Genomic DNA, 23,778 nt, shown 5'->3' with positions numbered 1-23,778 from the left:
ATAGATATGGTTAAAATTATCCTGAATAAGATTTTGAAAGCGTTACGTTTTTATCAAATTCTTTACCCCGCGATAAAGATGAGGGTGTATGAAATGAGAAATGATTCCCTCTTATCTTAGGAGCCTCTGATTTTGGATGGGTTGGTATAGGAATAGTGTCCTCGTGGTTTTTTTCTTACCGGAATCTAGTGCATAGGGGCTTTGTTCTAATTTATCTTTCTCAGCTATTTTTTCTTGCTCTGCATTACGCTTATCTACTTTTGGGGAATAAAAACGGCCACCGGTTAGAAAACTAATGACCCTTAATTTAAAAACAAGCGCAAATGCTTTAAATTTGGTGAGTTTTTCATATCCATTCTCTTCCGGTTTTTCCAGTAACTGTTTATATTCATCAGGTGATAGGACTTTAATACGGCTGATATCGGAGCGAAAATAGACTTGTCCGTCCTTTCCTTGAATTAATAAAGGTTGGTTTTGGGGTTTATTTAAATCAATGGCGGGTAAAAAGGCGAGGCCTCCGTAGTTGGTAGGCTCTGGTCTTTTACCGGTGTTCATTAATCTTGCGATATCACCTAAAGAGTTATCCATGCCGTTCACCAGCATATCGGCATTCTGATTATTCTCTCGTTTAAAATAGGTTCCATCACCGTAAGCCTGAGAATCTTCCCGAATCATGCTAAAGGCATCACCTTCTTTTTCGCCTGTACCTTTTTTCTCCGGTTGGTAAGGATCCGTGACACTGACGCTGTCAGTATTATCTTCATTATGCATGTTATTGATTAAAACACTGCCCCAGGTGCCAAATTTTTTCGGCATGGTTTGCCGTAATGTTCCGATGCGATCGAGGTGTCCTCCAGCAAAATGATCGGAATAAAAATGCATGGCAAATAAATCTCTGGCTACTGCCATGGCATGGTAGCGAGCTGATAATTCCTTAAGTATGGCTTTTTTATTCAAATGTGGTGGCTGTCCATATTTTTCGCTATCAGAAAATTGATATTTTGCAGGCTGTTGATTTATTTTATTGAAAACGTGCTCAATTTTTTCTTTAATGCGTTGATCTTCGGGGTTAATTGGCTCTTCTTCAGACATTTGCTCGCACACATGAGCGAACTTAGCCATGCGCAGGGCAGAAGTATGGCCAACGATATATGCTCGCACGGACCAGGGAGAAAAATGAGCTTCATTATTGGTCAGTTTATTACCATATCCCTTCACGGTAAAGGCATAAATAAGCTGCTTAAGAAGACTCGGGATGTATTTGTTTTTTTCAATAGAGTAGATACGTTCAACGGCTTTAGCGGTGACGTCTGGGGAAGCCAGATTCTCATAGGCTTTACGAAAAGCACGGTATTCGTGGTTTTCTATTTTTTGGTGGAAAATTTTTCGGGTTTGCTCATCAGGATAATTTTCTTCGGGAATTTCCAAATCAAATCCCCAACCGGCCTCAGTGTAATAATCACCGGCTAAAGCTACAATATCACCTGCGGTTAACTTTGTAGGTAATGGCACGGGTACACCATCCACCTTACGCATCATGGTGATTTTAACGTGAATTCGATATAACTGGTCAAACGACAGCCATGAATGTTTTTTCAATATTCAAGGAAGGTTTCTTTGGCTTAAGTGCATAAGCTGCCAAACCAGCCAAGATATTGACCATAAAATTAAAGACAGAACGATGCCTTGAGTGTTCGATATTTGAAATATTTTTTAATTGGTCAATAACAGATTCAACAATGGCTCTTTTTCTCAACAGGACTTTGTCAAAGGCATCGAGCACTTTTTGCTTCATATTTTTTCTGACTTTGGTCAGTAGTTGCAAGCCTCTTTCAGCAAGTTTCTCGGTCAGATTTTGGGAAATATATCCCTTATCTCCAATCATTTTACCCAACAGATTTTTACTTAAATCGGGCACAACCGTTCGGTCATCTGTTCGGCTTGAGGTTATTTTAAAAGCCATTAGCTCACCTTTATCATTGGCCACCAAATGAAGTTTAAAACCAAAATACCATCCCATAGTTGATTTGGACTTCTCCGCTAACCCCTTAAATGTTTTATTCTGTTGCGCTCTTTTAACGTGGCAGACCTCAATAGGGGTTGAGTCTACGAAATAAATGCCAGTTAGAGTCTTTGATTGATTGTGGCAAAATGCCGTTAATGGCACTATACAAGATGGCATCAGCTCAGTCATTCTGCTATAGCTGACCAGTTTTGGGAAATAGGGACGTAAATCTTTCTGCAAAACATAAGAATAATAGCTTTTGAAGTTTCGATAATTGGATTGGTGGTAGTGTATCACTATCGTCATTATTTCGGACATAGACAGGCTACAGGGTTTCTTCCTGACTTTGCCTGAAATATTTATAAGTTGCTGCTCAAAGATTGGTAAAAACTTTTGACAAAAATCATCGACAATACAGAATAATTCGACTAACTTATCCATTCCAGGCCTCTTGTATCCTATTACTGTTCTTAGAAAAAACAAATAAGATCACAAAAGGTCTGGGTTTTCAATATATTTTCTCTTTGCAGGATAATCCTTAAACAGTTACATCGAATTCACGTGATTTTAAGTACATTTTCTTCATCTTCTGATAAAGACTTACTTCCTTCAAGATAAGGGTTATCAAACGTTTCAATACGAATTAAATCACCGGCATTCTTGTGTTCAGGCGTTTCCACGTACAGTCCTCATGATGCACAAATTATAGACATTATATAACCGAAAGCTTAAGAAAGCCTTATCCATCATGAAAAAAATAATTCCAAACAGGGCGATTTCATCAAAGTTCAAAATCCAATCACTTTTTTCAAATATTGCGTAGAAAGGGCAGCTTTCATTCGTTTTAAAGCAATGCCATCTTGGTTTGAAGTATCTTGGGTTAATAATTTAAGGACTATTTTACGCATAATGCTCAAATTTCTATCTGCATAGCCGCGATATATGGGGCATTGATCTTCGTTCATACCGACATCCAACTTATAGTGTAAGCCATTTTCTATTTTCCAATGGTCGCGAATCGCCTGACGCATTAAGTTGTGTTTTTTATAAGGCAGGGATGTCATGTAGTAACGTGTAGCCGTTTCAATGTCTCCTGTGGGTAAATGCCGCGTGGATTGCACACGGATATAGGCGCTTAAATCTTTCCATTGTTGACCGCGAAGGTACATGGCTGGTAATACGGTGTATGTTCTTTCTTCAAAACGGCTGTGGTCATAATTATTGGTGTCTTTCTGTTGGAAAACCATGGCTTTGTAATTTAGGGAGTCCGCTTTTTGAAAGAGGTTATCCACTTTCCGGTGCATGCGTTTATGATTCTTTTTTAAAGCAAGCACATAATGAGCTTGTTTGAGACGTATTAAATTGGCAATTCCCTTTTGCGTTCCCATTGCATCAATCGTTATTACTTTATCTTTGATATTGAGTGCTTTTAGTAGTACAGGTATCCCCTTTATTTCATTAGACTTGTCAGGTGTAACCGTGCTTCCAAGCGTCGCGGATAAGCGTGGGGAGTAAGCATTCACCAGATGGGTCGCCTTCTTATGGCCCCTTTGATAAGAGGAGCCGCGACTCGTCTTACCATCAATCGCAATCAGCTCATCCATAAAAAATTGACTGATTCCTTCTATCCATGAACTTAAACAACGCTCAAATTCTAAAGGGTCAATCAGAGAAAATACCCGTGCCAATGTGTGATGGCTTGGCAAACCTTCACTGACGTCAATAAATTGGCTTAACCATCGCTTGCGCGACCTGGCAAAAATCTCCATGGCTTTCCAACTGTCACAGCCACATATTAATCCGCATAAAACAATAATCAGTATCGTTAAAAGTGAATACGTGCAACGACCTCCAACTCGTGGATCGCGGATGGACAGAAAACAATGAAACAAATATTGATTTTTTCCAAATTTACGCGTACTTTCTAACACAATCAGGCTCCTTCTTAAGATTTTTATAATCTACGTCGGTCAACGTAGGTGCCTGATTATTAACACTTTCTATTTTAATTTGCCAGATAAATCAACTCTCTCTTCTACAGTTGAGATACTCTTATCGTTTGATTTTTGAACTTTGATGAAATCGCCCTGAATTCCAAATGATTGTTATTTGAACGAGTTAAATGCTAAAAATTTAATGAGTAGTGGATTCGGCAGAGACGGCCAGTTTTTTCAATAAAGACGAGGTTTCATGAATTAACCCTTCAGCATCGGTATTATCCAGAGTAAAGCGCAATCCTGTCGGCCCTTCCATTTTGTAGCGTTTAGCTTGTAATTGGATGAGTTGAATGAGTACGGCGGGGTCAATTTTTGCCTGTGGCTCAAAGTCAATTTTGCCTTGCTGGGCATGAACACTAATGCGTTTAACACCTAAATTGTCAGCCAGCATTTTCAATTCAGTGATCAATAACAAATGCTTAACTGGCTGAGGCAAGAGGCCAAAACGGTCAATCATTTCAATTTGCAATTCGCGTAACTGCTCTTTGTCTTTGGCATTGGCGATGCGTTTGTACATGATAAGACGGGTGTGAACATCGGCGATATAGTCTTCTGGGATGATAGCGCTGATGCGTAAGTCGATTTCTGCTCCTTGTTGCATTGGAGCAGCGAGTTCAGGAATTTTTCCTGATTTAAGATCGGCTACAGCTTTATCAAGCATGTCCATGAAAAGATTAAAACCTATGGCTTGCATGTTTCCGCTTTGATCCTCACCGAGCAATTCTCCTGCTCCACGAATTTCAAGATCATGGGTGGCAAGAGTGAATCCTGCACCTAAATCTTCCAGGGACATGATGGCTTCCAGACGTTTGATGGCGTCTGCTGTCAACGATTTTTTAGGCGGGGTAAGCAGATAAGCGTAAGCTTGATGATGTGAGCGACCGACGCGACCCCTTAATTGATGCAATTGGGCCAGTCCAAATTTATCGGCACGATCAATCACAATGGTATTGGCTGTAGGTATATCAATTCCTGTTTCAATGATGGTGGTACAGACTAGAACATTGAACCTGTGATGATAAAAATCTGACATGACACGTTCTAAATCACGCTCGCGCATTTGCCCGTGCGCAACGCTGATTTTAGCTTCTGGAACTAACTCTTGCAGATCTTCACAAATACGACCAATGGTCTGGACATTATTATGTAAAAAATAAACTTGTCCGCCTCTTAGAATTTCACGAAGGATGGCTTCGCGAAGAAGAGAGGTGTTTTTTTCCTGCCAGAAGGTTTTAATGGCCAGGCGCTTGGCAGGGGGAGTGGCAATTAAGGAAATGTCACGAATTCCTGCCATTGCCATGTTTAACGTTCTGGGAATAGGTGTGGCTGTCATGGACAAGACATCCACCTGTGTGCGCAATGATTTGATGTATTCTTTTTGTTTCACACCGAAACGATGTTCTTCATCGATGATGAGTAAGCCCAGATTTCTAAACTGGATCTCTTTTTGAAAAAGTTTATGTGTTCCAATGACAATATCCACTTTACCTGATTGCAAAGATGCAATAACCGATTTTGCTTCCTTTTGGCTGCGAAAACGTGACAGTAATTCAATATTTATGGCAAAGTCAGCGAAACGATCACGGAAAGTTTCGAAATGCTGGCCTGCAAGTAGGGTTGTTGGGGCAAGAACACAGACTTGCTTGCCGTTTTGCACGGCAACAAAAGCAGCACGCATCGCTACTTCTGTCTTACCAAACCCCACGTCGCCGCAGATAAGCCGATCCATGGGTCTAGGTGATTTCAAGTCATGAATGATTTGCTCAATGGCTTGATGCTGATCGGGTGTTTCACTAAAAGGGAAGCCACTGGCAAAGCGCTGATATTCCATTTGTTGAACATCATAAATATAACCTGGCTGTGCCTCACGTTTGGCATAAATATCGAGTAATTCGATCGCTACATCGTGTATTTTTTCGGCTGCTTTTTTCTTTTCCTTTTGCCATTGATCACTTCCCAGGCGATGCAGCGGTGCATGTTCGCTATCCATACCAGTATAGCGGCTAATGAGGTTTAATGAGGTAACTGGTACGTATATTTTATCTTCGCCTGCATAGGCTAGAACAAGAAATTCACTGGCAATACCATTGGATTCGAGGTATTTCAGGCCCTGATAACGGCCAACACCAAATTGCAGATGCACTACCGGTGCACCTAGGCGCAGTTCAGCCAGATCCTTGATGATAAGATCCGGGTTAATGCTCTTTTGACTGCTTCGCCGCTGGGGAATGGCCTGCTCACCAAAAAGCTGGGATTCAACAATAATGCTGATAGAATGATCCAGGAGCTCACAGCCGTACATAAGTGGTCCTGTAGTAATATGGATGGATTTATCAGAAGACAAAAAATCCGACCAGGACGTTAAAATTTGGGGATGGATGTGGCTCTGTTTCAGTAAATCCATGAGCACTTCACGTCTGCCAGCACTTTCAACCACCAGTAAATATCGTCTGCTGTCATCTTTACAATAGTCACTTAAGCGATGAAGTGGTTCTTCTGATTTTCTATCAATGGGAAGTTGTATGGCTTTGCCTATGTTGAAATGAGTGACTTTGCCTTTTTTATCGACAGGCCTGTGGTAACAATGCAATTGCTGATATCTTTTGATCAAGCCATACCATTCATCGGGCTTGATAAAACAAATGGATGGAGTAAGAATAGGCCGGCTGACATCATAGCGTCGCTGTTCGTAACGCTCAGTGACTTCTTCCCAGAAATGTTCGGCTTTTTCATGAATGTCTTCAATCAGACACACAGTGGCTGATTCGGGAAGATAATCAAAAAAACTGACTGTTTGATTAAAAAATAAAGGAAGATAGTACTCAATACCAGAAGGAAACTGACCCTCACTAACGCTTTCATAGATAGGACTCTGTCCTGGATTTCCTGAAAACTGCTCCCTGAAAGAGCGTCTGAACAAAGTAATGCTCTGCTCATTAAGTGGGAACTCACGGGCAGGAAGGACTTCAATATCACTGATTTTCTTAACAGTACGTTGGCTTTCTGTATCAAATTCCCGCAGACTCTCAATCTCATCATCAAACAGCTCGATTCGGAAAGGCTGTTTGCTACCCATAGGATAAACGTCAATAATGGAACCTCGGACAGCAAATTCTCCATGCTCAAGCACTTTATTCACATTGTGATAGCCGGCCTGCTGCAATTGTCGTCTGAATGGCTCTAATTGCAGAGATTGCCCTTCTTTCAAACTCAGAGCATACTGATTTAAAAACTCCGGTGGGCAGAGTCTGTGCATTAATGTACTAACAGAGGTAATGATGATGGCGTTAGTGGAATGCTGAATGTGGCTTAAGGTATTTAAGCGTTCAGAAATAATGTCCTGGTGTGGAGAAAATTGATCATAAGGGAGTGTCTCCCAATCAGGAAAAAACAAGATATCTTGTAACCGGGTGTTATCATTGAGGAAAAAGCTGAGCTCAGCTTTTAGTTGACTGGCACTGAGATTATCTTGGGCAATTAAAAGTTTAATCCCTTGTTTTTGCTGGCAAAATTCAGCCAAGGCCAACGGTAAACTGCTTCCGTAGAGTTGGCTCCAGATTTGTTTACCTTGTGCTGGGTGATAGATAAAATGCTTCTGACTCATTTTTTTAACAATATTTAATGACGATTTTATTAAGAATCAGCATTCCGGATGATTAACTGCCAGTCCGCCCAACGAGGTTTCCTTATAAATGGTTTGCATATCCATGCCAGTTTGTTTCATTGTTTTGATGGCTTTATCCAGAGATATCTGATGTTGACCATCTCCGATTAACGCCATACGTGAGGCATTAACGGCTTTAACAGCACCCATTGCATTGCGTTCAATACATGGAATCTGAACAAGTCCGTTCACCGGATCGCAGGTCATACCCAGGTGATGTTCCATCGCAATTTCAGCTGCATTTTCAATTTGTTCCACGCTTCCACCCAGTACAGCGGTTAAGCCTGCAGCGGCCATCGACGAAGCCACGCCGACTTCTCCCTGGCAACCGACTTCAGCGCCGGAAATAGAAGCGCCTTTTTTGTATAAAATTCCAATGGCTGCGGCAGTGAGAAAATAAGTAAAAATGTCATTCTTGTTTAATTTGTCATGCCCTTCCTGGAAATATTTGAACACTGCAGGAATAATACCAGCAGCCCCATTGGTAGGTGCTGTGACAATTCGCCCGCCGGCCGCATTTTCTTCATTAACAGCCATGGCATACATGTTAAGACGATTCATGATATCCGATTGTTCAAAAACACTTTTGACGCCTTTTTGCTCAACAAGCAGTTTGTAAAGTTCAGGAGCTCGTCTTTTAACTTGCAAACCACCGGGTAATATTCCTTCATGCCTGCAACCATTCTCGATGCATTTTTCCATGGTTTTTGCGATGTCAAGGATGCCTGACTGAATAGCCTGTGTATCGCGCCAGGTATGTTCATTGGCAAACATTAGTTCGGCAATGGTGAGTTGATTCTCCTTGCAAAGCCGCAGCAATTCTTTTGCCGTTGAAAAGGGGTAAGGAGGTGAGGCGTTTTCTTCACGTGGCTTATCATATTCCTCTTCGGTGGTAATAAATCCACCGCCAACTGAATAGTAAACCTGACGGATCAATTTTTGCCCGTTGCCGTCATAAGCGTTGAAACGCATACCATTGGTGTGTTTGGGAAGGACTTCCTTCTGAAGTAATAATAAATCTTCTTTTTCATGAAAAGGAATTTCTCTTTCACCCCCTAGTTTGAGAACCTGGGTTTTTATAATATTTTCCATTCGTGGCACAATGGTCTCAGGGTCCACCGTTTCAGGAGTTTTAGATTCCAGACCATTGATAATGGCCTTATCCGTTCCATGGCCTTTGCCGGTTAAAGCCAGAGAACCGTATAACTCGCATTTTACTCTTTGCACATCATTGAACAACTGTTTTTCTCTTAACAGCTGAATAAATTCATTTGCTGCATACATTGGACCAACCGTATGTGAACTCGAAGGGCCTATGCCGATGGAAAATAAATCAAAAACACTGATGTTCATGGAGTTTCCAGGTTATTCTAAATTACAAGCATTGTAGAAGGATCTAGAGCTTTTGTCTAAGTATAGTTAGAGTTGTTTTTTGAATCAATTCCTCTCAACTTAAGATAAATAAGCCTGGCCTTAATTCTTTTATTTTTTCTAAGGATATTACCCACTCAATTTCCAGTTTGGATAATATCAATTTATGGGTGGCAATTTAAAAATAACTTAGGCAGAATAAGAATGCACACAGGGGGAGTCCTGCAAAAGAACTTAATATAATAAAAATGAAAAGGGGAGATTTATGAAACTGAAACTGGTCGCTGCAACGGTCATGAGCATGGCGATATCTACGGCAATAGCAGCTACTGATGCTTCGTCATTGAATACGGATGTAGAAAAATTATCCTACAGTATTGGAGCTGATCTTGGTAAAAATTTCAAAAAGCAAGGGATTGAAATTGATCCCCAAGCTATGGCAGCGGGAATGAAGGATGGAATGAGCGGTGATAAATTAAAATTGACCGAGCAGCAAATGCGAGATGTTTTAAATAAATTTCAGCAAGAGCTGATGGCGAAAAGAAATGCCGAATTTAATAAAAAAGCCGCCGAAAATAAAGCTAAAGGGGAAGCTTTTCTCGAGCAAAATAAAGGCAAGGAAGGCGTTGTTACCTTACCCAGTGGTTTACAATATAAAATCCTTGAGAAAGGAACAGGCACTAAACCTTCCAAATCCGACACAGTTACAGTTGAATATACTGGACGTTTGATTAATGGCCAGGTTTTTGACAGTTCTGAAAGAGTGGGAAAACCAGCCACATTTAAAGTATCACAGGTCATCCCTGGTTGGACTGAAGCATTACAATTGATGCCTGCTGGTTCTACTTGGGAAATTTATGTTCCTTCTGATCTGGCATATGGTCCTCGTAGTATCGGTGGTCCTATTGGTCCAAACGAGACATTAATTTTCAAAATTCATTTGATATCTGTTAAGAAAGACAAGGACACAGATACTGCTCAAAAAGATGCTTAAATGATAGAATAAGCGGCACAGATTGGTCTGATCCGTTGGCTTTTGGTACTTAAGCTGGTTTGCCAACGGATCTTGGGCGCATTAAGCTTTGAATGTTAAGCTGATTTTTTATCTTAAAATGCACTTAAATATCATATATCTAAGTTTAGGCGATATTCTACTTTATAAAAGCATCCTTAATTGCCGTGGCTTGACCTGGTACTATATTCGAAGCAAGGCTCGACACCGTCAAATCACAGGGGTTCGGAAAGTCAAACCTTGCATTAAACTTGATTTCCTGCTCCCACACCTGACCTGGATTTACTGGAAGATTGAAAAAATTTCACCACTTTTGATGTTGAAGGACAGGCTGTGGATGAGGATAATGGTTCTCAAATGAATAAACGCCTTTTTATTGTTTTTTTATTAGGTTTTTCTTCCGGATTGCCATTGGCATTGGTAAGCAGTACATTGCAAGCTTGGTTTGCCGAAAGCGGTATGTCGGTGATGATCACAGGGGCACTTAGCCTTATTAGTTTTCCTTATGTTTATCGTTTTTTCTGGGCTCCGCTTCTTGATCGCTATTCATTGTGTCGATTGGGTAGACGTCGAAGCTGGATTATTTTTATGCAGATATGTTTATTATCTGGCTTTAATGTTTTGGCTTGGATGACCCCAGAGCAATCGCCTGTTCTGATGGCTGTTATTGCCTTTATTTTAGCCTGTTGTTCTGCAACACAGGATGTTGCCATTGAAGCTCATCGAACAGAATATCTTCCAGTGAAAGAATATGGCCTCGGCGCTTCTTTAGCTGTCTTTGGTTATCGAATTGCCTTATTATTGTCTGGAGGATTAGCTTTAATTATTGCCGATTATTACGGCTGGCCTTGCACATATCGTACGATGGGATTTTTGATGGGCATGGGCATGCTGGCTATTATTATGAGTTCTGAGCCCTCCAGGATCACGGAAAAGCCTTCAAGTCTGATACAGAATTTTGTTTTGCCGATTAAAGAACTGTGGTGGCGTCAGGGGATAATTGCACTGCTTTTATTTATATTTTTTTTCAAGGCAGGGGAAGCTTTTACTTCAACAACCAGTGGCATCGTCATGCCGTTTCTGATTCAAGGTCTTGGGTTTTCTGTGGGCACGATAGGATTTGTAAATAAAATTATCGGAATAATCTCTGTTTTGATAGGCGGTCTTCTTGCAGGCCTGATATTGATGCGGTGCTCACTATATAGATCTCTAATGATCTTTGGATTACTGCAGGCACTTACCAATGTGACTTTCGTTATACTTGCTATGAGTGGAAAAAATTTTAGTTTATTGATATTGGCAGTCGTTAGCGATAATTTTGCTACAGGAATGGGAACAACAGCGTTGGTTGTTTTTCTGATGCGTCAAGTAAACCAAAAATATACCGGCACACAACTATCCATTCTTGTGGCATTTTCTTCTTTGCCAAGAATTCTGTCAGGACCTTTTGCTGCTTCTGTTCAAATGTACATTGGCTGGGTAAATCTTTATGAATTATCCGTGGTTATCGCCTTATTATTCATTCCTTTTTTATTAAGAATACGTAAACAGATAGAAGAATTTGAAACAATGGACAGCAAGTATCCTGAGCATAAGTCACAAGAAACCTTAAAAGCTTATTCCAATCCTCAGAGATAATGGAAGAATTGATAAACCCGTTTGATTTTTTAAAAAAAACCATCTCTATTAGCAATATTGTTGGGAATAATGAATATGAGTAACAGATTGTATATGTGAGGGATTAAATCAGTTTTTTGTCAATAATTTAATCAAAGAATGTATTGCTTATAATAAAACAAAAACCTATAATTGACCCTAATTAACACAAAATGAAAGAAAACATACCAATATGCCGCATCAAGAAATATTCCTTTTTCCTTCCCAATCGACAATAAAATTTTTTAATAATATAGAAGATGTAAGATATAGCCGTTGCATTGAAAAATCAGTAAATGAAATTGAAAATTTATTTAAGCAGCACAGAAAGCTACCTCATTTCAAATGGACAAATAATCCCGTTTTTACTCACAAGCAAGCTGAAGACATCCATTCTATGGAACTATATGATTTTCCCTGCTTTGAATCCACGAATTCTTTTTTTCAGACGTCACCTATAAATTTACAAATCGATATCTCTAAACTCGCAATATGTTATGTTAATGAACATATTGGATACGGGGTGGTCGCCACAGAAAAAATTCCTCGAAACCGATGGATGTTGTTTAATGGAGAAGTGATTGAATGTTCTGAGCAAGAATACAAGATATATTTGGAAAACAATGTCTATATTTCTTTCATAAAAAATGTAGAAACAGGACAGGGTTATATGCTTGACGCGAGAGCGGTGGCTGGATTTGCAAGTTTAGTTTCAGCGAGTATAGATAAGGATTATGTTGCAGAACTCGCACAAGATAAAAGAAACAACATCGAGCAAATCGCAACGGCCAATTTTTTTGTTAAACCCGTTTGGGTTAACATGACGCCACAATTAGCGCTAGTAACCAGTCGTGACATCAAACCTGGAGAGTTACTACTTGGGAATTACCATAAAAGTTATTTTTTACAATTCCCAGGGTCTTTTGTTGTATTGAATAAAGATGGAAGCATTGCTGCAAAAGAAATTTGTGATTTTGTTGATAAAAAAAATGAAGAGTTTATTTTGAACCGCAATAAAGTTAATGCTTCTAATCTGAATCCGGATATTGTTACCATGCTTTGTGAAATCGATCAAAAACAAATCCTGTATCGACATAGAAACTATCCAAGAGTTTTTTTTAACCAGGAGGTTTTTATTGTTTATCCGGAGTCCTTCATTGATTTATTGAAGTTAGCCACCGTTATGTTGATAAATTACGAAGTTGATTTGGCTCAAGATGTATTACAATTTTTAAAAAAATTAAACGATCGCTTTCATACACATCAATCCCATTATCAGGAAGTTCTAAAGGGTATAGAAGAAATACAAATAAAAATAGATCGTTCTGCATTAATGGAAATATAAAAAGATGGTTTTGACAAAGCTGTTAGGCTCGGTGGAAACAGCAATAAAAGTTGGCGCAAATCAGCGAGACGTTTAAGTTACTTTTGAATGGTACGAGGGTGGGAGTCGAACCTCTTTGTAATACCTTGATCTTATTGGCTTAAAATAATCTGGACTCGAAGCTTACCCAAGATCTTACCCAACTTTGATTATCCTAACATATATGAATGAATACGAACAGATATACACGCATGTGAATTATGAACTGGATGAAATCATGACATCTAATGCAGTAATAAAAGCAATAGTACCAAGCCCATAACTTATTGAATCATTTTCGTTTTTTGCTAATTGAGGATATTTCTGACCAAATTTGAGCCATTTTTGTTTGTAATTATTCTTTGTTACCGGCTTATTTTTTAAATAATTTCACCACCAGTATTGTGCGCGCGCGTCATGGGGTTTGGAAGTTTTTTGTTACTTCTAATTATGTGCACTCATCATAAAGTTTGGGTTACAATGTCTTTTTAGTATAAGAGATTTGTGAAATGAAAATACTCTGCTTTGATGAAAAGTTGAATGTTTACTTTCCAGTCTGGATTGCTAATTCACCTAAACTGCCACGTCCACAAAGAGGAACGTAAGCGCTTAATTAACCTCACCTAGCAAAGTTCCTTCCCAACCTTGATACTCCGTTTATTTTTAACAACGGAGAAAATCAGCATGACAGACAATCCGAAAAGATCACGACGCGAATTTTGGCAATCTCATAATGACTCATGGGAAGTCAGTGGTTTAACCCAAGCTGTTTACTGTGAACAGCAAGGCATAAGTCATTCAGCGTTTTGTTATTGGCGAGGACGTCTTCGTCCTAAAGCTTCAAAAGCGCAGAGAACATCCCCTCATTTTCTAGCGGTTAAGTCAGCTGTTGAACCTACTTCGGCAAACACGCCCTATGAGCCGGCCATTCAGTTAATGTTGCCAAATGGTGTACGCCTTGGAATCAGCGGTCAGACCGACAAAGTCATTTTACGTGAAGTTTTAACGTTTGCAGGGGCGTTATAATGTTGCGCTTACCGGAAACGACAGCGATTTATGTTGCAACAACACCTGTTGATTTCAGAAAAGCCATTAATGGCTTGGCTGCCATGGTGATTGAGGAATTTGAATCGCCGGCGAACGATGGTTCTGTTTACGTTTTTTATAATCGTAGCCGTGACAGGGTTAAGTGTTTGTTTTGGGATAAGAATGGTTTTGTGCTTTATCACAAGCGCTTAGAGCGTGGAAAATTTAAGATGGAGAAGACGTCAACCCAGCTTGAAGCCATTACTCACCAACAGTTGGACTGGTTGTTGGCGGGGCTTGAATTTAAGTTGATGTCTGAATTTCCCATGCTTGATTTCAAGCATTATTTTTAAGTTAACTTCATGATTTTATTAAATTAAACCGTTACATTGCATGCTTATTTTGGTATAATAGTGCCCATTAAAACAACACAAATAATACCAACGATGAAACAACAATCTGACTTAACAGTAGAGCAATTACGCGAAGAAAATGCGCGTTTGTTGGCATTGTTGGCTCAGCAGGAAAGCACTATCGAAACGCTTCGCCACCAGCTGCACTTATTCCGTAATGCACGCTTTGGCCGCAAAAGCGAAAAAGGTGTCGTGCCGGAACAAATGGCATTGCAATTTGACGAAGCAGAGCCATCCAGTGAACAGGATGAATCGACTGTTGAGCCTTCTCAAACTGAAACCATTACCTATACCCGTGCTAAAAAAGGCACAGGCCGCAAAGCACTGCCCAAGTCATTACCCTATGTTGAGCAGATTCATGACTTAAGCGATGAAGAAAAACATTGCGACTGTGGTTGTGAGTTAACTCATATTGGTGACGACATCTCAGAACAACTGGATGTTGTACCGCAAATGACCTTCCGTGTGGTTCATGTTCGTAAAAAATACGCTTGCAAGACATGTGAAGAAACCATTCAAACGGCCAAACTGCCGAAACAACCTATTCCACAAAGCATTGCATCGTCTGGTTTACTGGCAGCAGTGATTGATGCCAAGTTTAACCGCCACATGCCGCTTTATCGCCAGGAGGCGATGTTTAAAGAAGCGGGCATTCCCGTTACCAGAGCAACGCTTTGCAACTGGGTGGTAAAAGCCGCTGATTTATTAACGCCGCTGGTTAAACTCATGGTTGCGGCCATTCACGATTATGACATCGCTTATGCGGATGAAACACCCGTGCAGGTGCTCAAGCAGAAAAACAAACCGCCAACATCAAAATCCTATATGTGGCTATTCATTGGCGGTCCACCGGATAAACGCTGTTATGTTTATCAGTACCATCCGTCACGCACTCACCAGATACCGGCTGATTTCTTTTCCGACTTCAGCGGCTACCTGCATGCTGACTGTTATGGTGGTTATGTCGCTTTAGACAAAGAAGACCATGTTACCCATGTTGCCTGTATGGCGCACGCCAGAAGGTATTTTGTCGATGTGGTCAAACTTGCCGGCAAGAAAAAAGGCATTGCCCATAAAGTCTTGACCTATTTTACCGAGCTTTATCAGCTGGAAGCTTCCCTCAAAGAGGCAAAGGCTGCACCAGACGATATTTATCAGGCAAGACAAAAAGAGGCCAAACCTATTCTTGATGAACTCAAAGACTTTGTTGAAGATAAAAAAATCAATATCCCACCGAAAAGCCCATTGGGCAAAGCCGTTCATTACCTGTTGACGCACTGGGTTGCGCTCAAACGATACCTTGACGATGGCCGTCTCGAAATAGATAACAACCGAACAGAGCGCTCCATTAAACCTTTCGTCATCGGACGAAAAAACTGGCTCTTTCATGGCAACGAAACGGGCGCCAAAGCAGGTGCTATCCTCTATTCCCTCATCGAAACCTGTAAGCAACACCAGGTTGATGCTTTCGCATGGTTGAAATACGCACTGACCAACATCCAATATGCTGAAACCATCGAACAGCTCGAAGCTTTGCTGCCCTTTCATGTAAACCCTTCCGAACTTGAAAACATGCGCAGCTTACCTGCTTTGGAAATGCCTGAGAAGAGTGGGGTTAATTAAGCGTTTACAGAGGAACTTGCGGGGCCAAAACTAGAAAAAACACACCCTGCCAAGCTCCCCCAGTATGGGGTAACAAACGCGATTGTGCGGTAAATGGCAGGTGTAAGCTTCATGGTGGCCTTTCTACAGGCCCAAAAACTGAGACTGGTAGAGAAGCGATACGGGAAAGCAATCGTAAGCGTAAAGCACCTAATTCAATTTAGAATGCCTTAACAATGGAAACCCTACGATTTATTTTTGTGGGCAATGTATCGATCATAATAAGATTGAGCTAACTCCTGAGCTTCAGACAGTTTTTGCCCTGACCTGTCCTGATATGTAGTAGTTCAAACTTGATCTGACAGTTACCGGTTTTTCAGAAGTGTCTGTCAGGTCAAATTCAGCCTATCAATTTTTCCTTCCAGATTTGTTTGCCATCAATCAATGTTTGCATTGGAGTACGTCCACAGCACATTTTGCCTTGATGGGTGCGCTCATTATTATAATAATGAAGCCATACGTCCAGATCTTTTTGCAGTTCATCCATGTCATCGTAAACTTTCTTACGGAATGTGATTTGATAAAACTCCTGCAAAATCGTTTTGTGGAAACGCTCACAAATACCGTTTGTTTGCGGTGATTGTGCTTTAGTTTTCGTGTGATCAATGTTGTTAATAGCTAAATAAAGCTGATAGTCATGCTGTTCTACTTTCCCACAATACTCTGTACCCCGGTCAGTTAAAACACGCAGCATAGGTAACTGCTGCTGCTCAAAGAACGGCAAGACCTTGTCGTTAAGGAGATCTGCTGATGTAATAGGCGTTTTTGTTGTATAGAGCTTGGCAAATGCCACTTTGCTATAAGTATCAACAAAAGTCTGCTGATAAATGCGGCCAACTCCTTTGATAGTTCCCACATAGAATGTATCTTGGGAACCAAGATAGCCAGGATGTGCTGTTTCAATTTCGCCGCAAGCCTCATCATCAAACTTCTTCTTCTCCAAAGCTGCAATTTGTGCTTCTGTGAGAATAATGCCCTCTGATGCTACTTTGGCTTCAAGTGCCTTCAAACGGTCTTTAAAGTTAGCTAAATTATGCCTAAGCCAGACGCTGCGAACGCCACTAGGGGATACAAAAATCCCTTTCTTACGCAACTCATTACTGGTGCGTAGTTGACCATGAGCTGGATATTCTATGGCGTACTCTTTTACCGCTTGCTCTATAGAATCGTCAACACGGTTCTTGTGATTAGGTTGCCTTCGTGACTTATCAAATAAGGCATCTACCCCACCAGATTCTACCGCTGATTTATAACGATAGAAGGTGTCTCGTGATAAACCCATTACCTTACAGGCTTTCGATACATTGCCTAATTCTTCAGCTAAATTTAGTAAGCCAACTTTGTGTTTAATAATTTTAACGTTATTATCTATCATGAGAGTTTTCCTTTTGGTTTTGTTAAAGTTTGCACTTCTATCAAAACCGGAAACTCTCACCTTTTCAAGTGGTTATGTCAGATTAAGTCGAAACTAATTCACCTGATACTTTAGATAGCTTGTTAAATCTTTTCTTAATTGTTCAGCATCTAACTGTGCACTTTCTTTTAATCCTTGCGCAATAGCAAGACTTATCCAAGCATAAGCTTTTTTTTCACTTTGAATAATACCGTGTCCTAACAGATATAAATTCGCTATGTTAAATTGAGCTTCAGGTTATCCTAGAACAGCAGCATTTTCATAATTTCTGAAAGCCGATACATAATCTTTTTTCTTGCTATAAGCTATCCCTATACTGTTAAATATGGTTGATTTTATTTCATCATTATATGGTTTTTCTAAAGCTTTTTTGTACCAAAAAATAGCTGAAGAATAATCGATTTGTTGGCCTTTTCCATATAGAAACATATCCCCTAAAGTTGCCTGAGAAAAGGCCCAGCCTTTTTTATCATATGGCTCAATCTTCTGATAAAGCTGATATGCTTCTCCATATTTTTGTTTGCTGTAGAGTTTTTCAGCTAACCTCATTGCCGAGTCAGTTATACCAAAAAAACATATGTTTTTACTTTTCTCATCTATCTCCTCACATATCTTAATCAGCTTATTTCCATCCTCTATATCAAAATAATACTTGCTCAAGAACATCATTGCTTCAAATCTGTAGGGGGCACTAGCCTCTTTATCCTCACTTTTTAAAGTCAAATTACAGTATCTAATTTTTTCATTTTTTGTAATATAGGTGTTATCTGAGGTGCATAGATTTCCTATGGCCGTAACATTTCCACTATTTGCAAGTTGAACAAGTTTATAGTGGTATTTTTGAGCATCTTCATGAAGCTCTGCTAGCTTATATAAATTCGAAAGACGCCAAGCACTATAAGCTCCGCACCAGTTATTTTTTATTACAATTTTCTTTATGGACTTATTTGTAAGCAATTCTTTTCTGAGATTTCTTTTAAGTTCATTCTCCATATTTTTATTTGTTTCTTTGCTACTTGTTTCCTTATGCTCCTTGAGCGTCTCACCTAAAGATTTTTGAAATACCTTGAGAGCCATTTCGTCTGATTCACACTGTTGTTCAGATTTCTTAGGCTCAGTTTCATTCTTATTTTTGCTTGATATCGTTTGTTGCTTAATTTTCGTTATGTGAGCTTTCTTATGGACATTTTTATCTGATTTTACAACATTACTACTGTTGAATAACGTTGATAAAAGCAATATACCTGCGATTGTATAAATAATTTTCATATCTGACTTCTTCTAGGTTTAGCTCTTTTCCTTATTTATCTCCTTATTAAATATCAGAAAAATGATTTTATTTCTTCCATTCTGGTCATTATAATTCATTTATAACCAAGATATCACCTATTAGGTGTGGAACTTATAAGGTGCAATCGCTTCTACTTATTCTATGATAAAGAAGCACGCAAACCTTATTAGATTAGGTAACCAAATTAGAGATATAAGAACTTCCAAAGGTTTCTCTCAGGAAGGGCTTGCGGCTGCTGCTACGTTGGGGCGTACTTACATGGGACGAGTTGAACGTGGTGAACAGAATATCTCCATACAAAATTTAATAAAAATTGCGTTTGTATTGAATGTGGATGTGGGTGACCTTATTCCCCCATTGAGCGCACTTGAAAACCCAATCCAGTAATCAATCTAAGCTAATGTGAATTTCTATTTGAATATTCAACTACTCTTATCGGTTTTTGATCAGGTTTGTTTAAATATTGTAGCGATCCTGTATGAAACCAAAATCCAAATCTACCTTCCCAGTCACCATTACGTTGTTTATCGCAGCGCCAGAGGCAGTCCGATTGATTTAATTTTTTTAATTCCTTGGCCGTAAGTTCTACACCAGTACTTTGTATTTGTTTAAGGTTTTCTTTTTCTTTGTTCCGCCAGATGGTAAAGCAATTATCTGCCAAATCACTGATAGCCCCCGTGCCTTTATTATCAAGTTTGCCAGGGGGAAGTAATTCGTTTGCACCTTTGCGGGGATGAATAACAATATGGATATGGCAATTATGTTGGTTTTTAAAATCACAGAGCTGCTCCATAAATGCCTTTTGAGATTTATAATCATCTTCTGCTATATCCAATTTCATTAATGAGTCGATCACAAAAACATCAATACCATAGCGTTGTCGGGCATAGAGAAAAACATCAAGTAATCTTTGAGACTTTGCTGTACCAACTAAATCAAATAACCACAATTTATCTTCATACCACTCATGGATAGCTTGTATATATTCCTTTGATGGTTCAGCAAGGGCACTGGCTTGGCGGGTTAAACGCATTAGTAATCGTTTAGGTTTGATTTCCAAACTGGCAATACATACTCGTGCACCTTGTTGCATAGCATGAAGAATTATTTGCCCTAAAAATTGGCTTTTTCCGTGGCCATTTATTCCTGTCCAAACTGATAACTCATCTGGTCTAAATAATATTTTACCCCTTGCTTTCTCCCACGGAGCTTCGTAACCGAGATGGACACCTTCTGCGGGGTAAAATGCTTCAATCACCTGCTCAGCATATTCTTTTGCAGATTTTAATTCTTCAGGATCAAGCGTTTTGGCATTTTCAAAACATTCCTGTATTTCTTTTTGAGTAACTCCTTTTTGCAAACATTCATTTGCATCTTTGTATGGTAACTGAACAATCCGGCAGCGATGGCGGCCTAAACGCTCAAGTAATTCAATGGTTGCTGTTTGTCCTTCCTTATCGTTATCAAAACATAAAAAAATTTCATCAAAAATAGCCAGCCTATCAAATTCATACTCAAGCCACTTTTGCTTCTTGCCTGTACCCCCACCAAAAGGAACAGAAAGTGCTGGAAAACCATATTGATACAAACTCATAGCATCAATTTCACCCTCACAAATAACGACTGAGCGGGCATTATTTGGAATCATCTGCCATCCAAACAAGCATGGCTCGCAGTTGGGTTCTACCTGTATTTCTTTTTTTCCGTTAGATCTTTGTAGGCGAAGATATTTAACAAATATTGCTACCCCATCACGTAAATAGGGAAAGACAATATAGTTTTCTTTTTGACCAATTTTAAAACTTTGGAGAGTTTTGACAACCAGCTTTCGTTCATCAACCAAATATTCTTGTGCCTTTGATGTTGGATTAAGCTCAGTTGACTTCGATAAACTCGGTTTAACGTAATTTGGGATCTTGTGAGCCTCGAAACGAGGTGAGGTAATGCCTAGGTAGCTGGTTGCCTCTTTAACGGCCTCAGAGATCGTTAAATTGCGTTTTGAAGCCCATAGGTCTAATAGGTCACCTTTATCAGTTCCAGTAGCAAAATCACACCATACACCCGCTTTTTCACCGGTAAGGTGCACGCGAAGTGATTTACCTGATTCTCCATTAATGCTACCGACACACCATTCATTGTTTTCCTTCTTTCCTTGGGGTAACAGATATCGTGCGACATCCTCGGCTCTTTGTGCCAATAGGCGGGAAATTTCTTTTGCCCTCATCATTAGAGCACTCCTGCCATTAAACTTTGCGAGTTACTAACTGATTTGCTTTCACCATCTTCCTGACAAGCGTTATTGATAAACCGCTCAATATGGTCAGCATCGCGCAGAATTAATCCAATATCATCATAAACCTGATTATTCTCATTCTTACCCATGTTGTATGAGGTATTGGCGCAACCATCAATGGCTTTTTTGAGATCAAAAAGGCTGTAGCCTAACTTCAAAGCATTAGTGATTACACGTTTTCGTTTGTTATCTAATTTGGCACGAGGATGATTCATGATTGTTTTCCAGTACTCAAATACTTCTTTGGTTGCAATAGAATAAGGCTCAGAAAGATCTTCAGGTGAAGTTTTAACTTCACATATATATTTATCCTTTCCTTTCCCTTCCATTCCTTTCCATTCCGTGGTCGAGGACTCATCGAATGATTCACAACTAATCTGAGAGGAATTACATACCAATCCTATAGCACTATTAGAATTATCATCGAATTTGTCTGGGAGAGGGTGTTTTTTAGTTGGTTTGTCGATGCGTTGGTGTTTTCGCCAGCCAGTAACAATCCAATATCTGGTATCATCAACCTTATACTCATAAAGAAGTCTTTTTTGAATAAGTTCATGAACCATAAGCTCAATGTCTTTAGTTGTGAAGTCATCACATGGAAATACTTCCGCTTTTAGGCGTACAAATGAGGCTTGATGTACACCATTGTCATCACAAAAATTCCATAATCCAATAAAAAGTAATCTGGCACTTGGTGAGCAGGAAACTACCTGCTCGCTTGACCAAAACTCAGGTTTTATTGTCCTGATTCTTGACATAATAAGCCCCCTTCCTCAATGCCTGACTCAAGTGCCTTAATACTTGCATTAAGTCCAGACAGAGAATTTTTGATTAATGTCATTGCTGTTTTACTGTCATTAAGCCGTGTGGCCTGATTAATGCAACAGTAATAGTCATGCAATTTTTTAATTTCAGATTTATAGTCAACAAAAGTTTGAACGTCACAGTTATTTGTCATGACTAGCCTCCTTGTTTCCTCCGTGATAGACATAAAGACCTATCCGATGCAAAACACCGTTTGAATCTGTCTCCCTTATCCAATGCGTATCAATTTGATATCCCTTATTTCTAAGTTCCATAATGCGGCCTCCAGGGTGTAAAATCCCATATTGTTCTCGAGCTTGAATTGTTGATAATCGAGGCGACTTTTCTTGAAAGTGCCTTATGATTCTTGCTCTTTGAGAGGCTGTATTATTATAAGGACGCTTGGATGATCTATTTTGGCCCAGATTATCTGGGCTTTTTTTATCCATTTTGATTCTCATCATGCTTTCCATTCACTTTTGCAAGAGATTCAGGGTCAAGTCCAAAAAGTGCTGTAAATTCCCATTAATTCAGCCTATCAAGTTAGTACGTTATTTAGTCAAAGCATTCATCCCTACAACATTAGACTTTCCGGCTTCATTCTCAGCCAGCCAGTCATTAAATTCGTCCATATTAAGATAACGCCTTGATTGCCACTGCTCGTTTTGTTCAGCTAATAAAGCGCCAATCAGCCGCCATGCAGAATCATCATTAGGAAATATCCTTATCACTCGTTCTCGGCGCCTGATTTCCTCGTTAATTCGCTCTTGCATGTTGGTGGTGCGAAGTCGCTTCCTGTATTTCTCCGGCAACGCCATAACTACCATGGCATCGTCAAAAGCCTCCTCAAGGCAGGTAACTGATTTTGGTGCTTTTTTCTCAAAGGCATCAATAAAATCATCGCGTCTACGCCTGGCTTCTTCCATATCAGGTGCCTGAAAAACAAGCTTTGCCTTTTCAGCAACATCTTTGCGGTGTCTGACAGAGCAGTGCCCGAGGATGTTGCGCATCAAGTGAACTTGGCATCGTTGCCAGGTTGCACCTTGAAAGTGCTTTCTAGCCGCTTCCACAAGCCCTGCATGCTGGTCTGACACAACATACATCACGCCTTTTAGCCCACGAGATTTTAGCCATTTAAACGCTTCATCCCATGTAGCATAGCTCTCAGTGTCACCAATGCGAAGGCCCAGTATTTCACGGTAGCCATCACTTCTGATACCCGAGATGGTCAAGGCTGCTCGAGACACGACTCTGTCACCATCACGACACTTGATAAACATCGCATCAACCATGATAAATGGGTAGTTGTCACCATCAAACCGACGCTCGTTGAAGGCTCTGACTCTTGCATCAAGACCAGAACACAGTTGACTGACGGTTGACTTTGAAAAACTAGCACCGCAAAGTTCTTCAGTAATGTTATTAACTTTTCTGGTTGATACGCCATTAACAACCATTTCCATCAGAGCCAATACAAAAGCCTGCTCACTGCGTTGATAGCGCTTAAAAATATCGGTAGAAAAAGAGCCATCACGTGTCTGCGGCACTTGAAGAGTGACTGGTCCCACACGAGTGTATAGTTGTCTTGGACGGTAACCGTTACGATAGCCTATACGTTCACCTGAACGTTCATGCTTGTCTGCTCCCAGACTTTCTGACACCTGTGCCTCCAATACCTGATTCAATACACCTTCAACAAGCTTTGCGAGCCCATCCTGGCTTGATAAAAGTTCTGGAAGCAATTCCTTTCCAACTGTAATATTGTAATCCGTCATCGCTAATCTCCTTCGATAGTTATTGTTTTTCA

At 40.0% G+C, this 23,778-nt stretch carries 19 protein-coding genes and 2 pseudogenes; 8 read left to right on the top strand and 13 right to left on the bottom strand.

Annotated elements, in window-relative coordinates; all coding sequences use genetic code 11:
* Nucleotides 1–111: 111 nt before the first annotated feature.
* The 6 genes from E4T55_RS02090 to E4T55_RS02070 form a co-directional block, all read right to left on the bottom strand.
* Nucleotides 112–1,599: a hypothetical protein gene (locus E4T55_RS02090; RefSeq protein WP_115325253.1), complete on the bottom strand. Its 1,488-nt coding sequence runs from the start codon at nt 1,597–1,599 to the stop codon at nt 112–114.
* Nucleotides 1,571–2,446 (bottom strand): IS982 family transposase, encoded by an 876-nt coding sequence (locus tag E4T55_RS02085; RefSeq protein WP_115325251.1) that lies wholly within the window; start codon nt 2,444–2,446, stop codon nt 1,571–1,573. The genes E4T55_RS02090 and E4T55_RS02085 overlap by 29 nt, the downstream gene beginning before the upstream one ends.
* Nucleotides 2,447–2,562: 116 nt before the next feature.
* Nucleotides 2,563–2,685, bottom strand: coding sequence for a hypothetical protein (locus E4T55_RS15505; RefSeq protein WP_256595074.1), 123 nt, complete (start codon nt 2,683–2,685; stop codon nt 2,563–2,565).
* A gap of 108 nt (nt 2,686–2,793) precedes the next feature.
* Entirely contained in the window at nt 2,794–3,936 is a 1,143-nt protein-coding gene (locus E4T55_RS02080) for an ISAs1 family transposase (protein ID WP_115325252.1), read from the bottom strand.
* 202 nt (nt 3,937–4,138) lie between these two features.
* On the bottom strand, nt 4,139–7,606 hold the full coding sequence (gene mfd, locus E4T55_RS02075) for a transcription-repair coupling factor (protein ID WP_058501780.1): 3,468 nt from the start codon (nt 7,604–7,606) through the stop codon (nt 4,139–4,141).
* Between the two features lie 36 nt (nt 7,607–7,642).
* Nucleotides 7,643–9,019, bottom strand: coding sequence for an L-serine ammonia-lyase (locus tag E4T55_RS02070; RefSeq protein ID WP_058501779.1), 1,377 nt, complete (start codon nt 9,017–9,019; stop codon nt 7,643–7,645).
* 283 nt (nt 9,020–9,302) lie between these two features.
* Here E4T55_RS02070 and bamJ point away from each other — a divergent pair, with 283 nt between their 5' ends.
* The 7 genes and pseudogenes from bamJ to E4T55_RS15595 all read left to right on the top strand — a co-directional run.
* A complete protein-coding gene (gene bamJ / locus E4T55_RS02065; RefSeq protein WP_058501778.1) occupies nt 9,303–10,031 on the top strand; it encodes a BamJ family beta-barrel-assembly machinery protein in 729 nt (242 codons plus the stop codon).
* Nucleotides 10,032–10,406: 375 nt separating this feature from the next.
* On the top strand, nt 10,407–11,687 hold the full coding sequence (locus E4T55_RS02060) for an AmpG family muropeptide MFS transporter (RefSeq protein ID WP_058501787.1): 1,281 nt from the start codon (nt 10,407–10,409) through the stop codon (nt 11,685–11,687).
* A gap of 211 nt (nt 11,688–11,898) precedes the next feature.
* Nucleotides 11,899–13,050, top strand: coding sequence for an SET domain-containing protein (locus E4T55_RS02055; RefSeq protein WP_058501777.1), 1,152 nt, complete (start codon nt 11,899–11,901; stop codon nt 13,048–13,050).
* Between the two features lie 702 nt (nt 13,051–13,752).
* Nucleotides 13,753–14,094 (top strand): IS66 family insertion sequence element accessory protein TnpA, encoded by a 342-nt coding sequence (gene tnpA, locus E4T55_RS02050; protein WP_058501899.1) that lies wholly within the window; start codon nt 13,753–13,755, stop codon nt 14,092–14,094.
* Complete coding sequence (gene tnpB, locus E4T55_RS02045) at nt 14,094–14,447, top strand: IS66 family insertion sequence element accessory protein TnpB (protein WP_058501898.1); 354 nt, start codon at nt 14,094–14,096, stop codon at nt 14,445–14,447. Before tnpA ends, tnpB begins: the two co-directional genes overlap by 1 nt.
* Before the next feature lie 93 nt (nt 14,448–14,540).
* The gene (gene tnpC, locus E4T55_RS02040; RefSeq protein ID WP_058501897.1) at nt 14,541–16,130 is read left to right on the top strand and encodes an IS66 family transposase; all 1,590 of its coding nucleotides are present in this window, start codon (nt 14,541–14,543) and stop codon (nt 16,128–16,130) included.
* 71 nt (nt 16,131–16,201) lie between these two features.
* Nucleotides 16,202–16,333 (top strand): annotated as a pseudogene (locus E4T55_RS15595) (HGGxSTG domain-containing protein); the annotation flags it as partial.
* 82 nt (nt 16,334–16,415) lie between these two features.
* On the opposite strand, the pseudogene E4T55_RS02030 reads toward E4T55_RS15595, so the two are convergent.
* A pseudogene (locus E4T55_RS02030) lies at nt 16,416–17,544 on the bottom strand (IS481 family transposase).
* Between the two features lie 276 nt (nt 17,545–17,820).
* Nucleotides 17,821–18,852: an SEL1-like repeat protein gene (locus E4T55_RS02025; RefSeq protein WP_058501874.1), complete on the bottom strand. Its 1,032-nt coding sequence runs from the start codon at nt 18,850–18,852 to the stop codon at nt 17,821–17,823.
* A 163-nt stretch (nt 18,853–19,015) separates the two neighbouring features.
* On the opposite strand from E4T55_RS02025, the gene E4T55_RS02020 reads away from it, so the two are divergent.
* Nucleotides 19,016–19,261 (top strand): helix-turn-helix domain-containing protein, encoded by a 246-nt coding sequence (locus E4T55_RS02020; RefSeq protein WP_172460989.1) that lies wholly within the window; start codon nt 19,016–19,018, stop codon nt 19,259–19,261.
* A gap of 10 nt (nt 19,262–19,271) precedes the next feature.
* Here the strand turns inward: E4T55_RS02020 and E4T55_RS02015 are convergent, their stop codons facing one another.
* The 5 genes from E4T55_RS02015 to E4T55_RS01995 form a co-directional block, all read right to left on the bottom strand.
* Nucleotides 19,272–21,101, bottom strand: coding sequence for a bifunctional DNA primase/helicase (locus E4T55_RS02015; protein WP_058501875.1), 1,830 nt, complete (start codon nt 21,099–21,101; stop codon nt 19,272–19,274).
* Entirely contained in the window at nt 21,101–21,925 is an 825-nt protein-coding gene (locus tag E4T55_RS02010) for a hypothetical protein (RefSeq protein WP_058501876.1), read from the bottom strand. The genes E4T55_RS02015 and E4T55_RS02010 overlap by 1 nt, the downstream gene beginning before the upstream one ends.
* Entirely contained in the window at nt 21,904–22,125 is a 222-nt protein-coding gene (locus E4T55_RS02005) for a hypothetical protein (protein ID WP_058501877.1), read from the bottom strand. Before E4T55_RS02005 ends, E4T55_RS02010 begins: the two co-directional genes overlap by 22 nt.
* Nucleotides 22,115–22,420: a helix-turn-helix domain-containing protein gene (locus E4T55_RS02000; RefSeq protein WP_065235997.1), complete on the bottom strand. Its 306-nt coding sequence runs from the start codon at nt 22,418–22,420 to the stop codon at nt 22,115–22,117. The genes E4T55_RS02005 and E4T55_RS02000 overlap by 11 nt, the downstream gene beginning before the upstream one ends.
* 102 nt (nt 22,421–22,522) lie before the next feature.
* On the bottom strand, nt 22,523–23,746 hold the full coding sequence (locus E4T55_RS01995) for an IS256 family transposase (RefSeq protein ID WP_115325208.1): 1,224 nt from the start codon (nt 23,744–23,746) through the stop codon (nt 22,523–22,525).
* Nucleotides 23,747–23,778 lie beyond the last annotated feature (32 nt).

Origin of the sequence: Legionella israelensis (assembly GCF_004571175.1) — a bacterium.
Taxonomy (GTDB): Bacteria; Pseudomonadota; Gammaproteobacteria; order Legionellales; family Legionellaceae; genus Legionella_D; species Legionella_D israelensis.
The sequence above is the reverse complement of the archived record's forward strand: the minus strand, read 5'-3'. Positions and strand labels throughout refer to the sequence as shown.

Bases quoted from the DNA above. Each gene is read 5' to 3' on its own strand.
- E4T55_RS02085 (WP_115325251.1), bottom strand. From the start codon at position 2,446: ATGGATAAGTTAGTCGAATTATTCTGTATTGTCGATGATTTTTGTCAA.
- mfd (WP_058501780.1), bottom strand. From the start codon at position 7,606: ATGAGTCAGAAGCATTTTATCTATCACCCAGCACAAGGTAAACAAATC.
- E4T55_RS02070 (WP_058501779.1), bottom strand. From the start codon at position 9,019: ATGAACATCAGTGTTTTTGATTTATTTTCCATCGGCATAGGCCCTTCG.
- bamJ (WP_058501778.1), top strand. From the start codon at position 9,303: ATGAAACTGAAACTGGTCGCTGCAACGGTCATGAGCATGGCGATATCT.
- E4T55_RS02060 (WP_058501787.1), top strand. From the start codon at position 10,407: ATGAATAAACGCCTTTTTATTGTTTTTTTATTAGGTTTTTCTTCCGGA.
- E4T55_RS02055 (WP_058501777.1), top strand. From the start codon at position 11,899: ATGCCGCATCAAGAAATATTCCTTTTTCCTTCCCAATCGACAATAAAA.
- tnpA (WP_058501899.1), top strand. From the start codon at position 13,753: ATGACAGACAATCCGAAAAGATCACGACGCGAATTTTGGCAATCTCAT.
- tnpB (WP_058501898.1), top strand. From the start codon at position 14,094: ATGTTGCGCTTACCGGAAACGACAGCGATTTATGTTGCAACAACACCT.
- tnpC (WP_058501897.1), top strand. From the start codon at position 14,541: ATGAAACAACAATCTGACTTAACAGTAGAGCAATTACGCGAAGAAAAT.
- E4T55_RS02025 (WP_058501874.1), bottom strand. From the start codon at position 18,852: ATGAAAATTATTTATACAATCGCAGGTATATTGCTTTTATCAACGTTA.
- E4T55_RS02020 (WP_172460989.1), top strand. From the start codon at position 19,016: ATGATAAAGAAGCACGCAAACCTTATTAGATTAGGTAACCAAATTAGA.
- E4T55_RS02015 (WP_058501875.1), bottom strand. From the start codon at position 21,101: ATGATGAGGGCAAAAGAAATTTCCCGCCTATTGGCACAAAGAGCCGAG.
- E4T55_RS02010 (WP_058501876.1), bottom strand. From the start codon at position 21,925: ATGTCAAGAATCAGGACAATAAAACCTGAGTTTTGGTCAAGCGAGCAG.
- E4T55_RS02005 (WP_058501877.1), bottom strand. From the start codon at position 22,125: ATGACAAATAACTGTGACGTTCAAACTTTTGTTGACTATAAATCTGAA.
- E4T55_RS02000 (WP_065235997.1), bottom strand. From the start codon at position 22,420: ATGGATAAAAAAAGCCCAGATAATCTGGGCCAAAATAGATCATCCAAG.
- E4T55_RS01995 (WP_115325208.1), bottom strand. From the start codon at position 23,746: ATGACGGATTACAATATTACAGTTGGAAAGGAATTGCTTCCAGAACTT.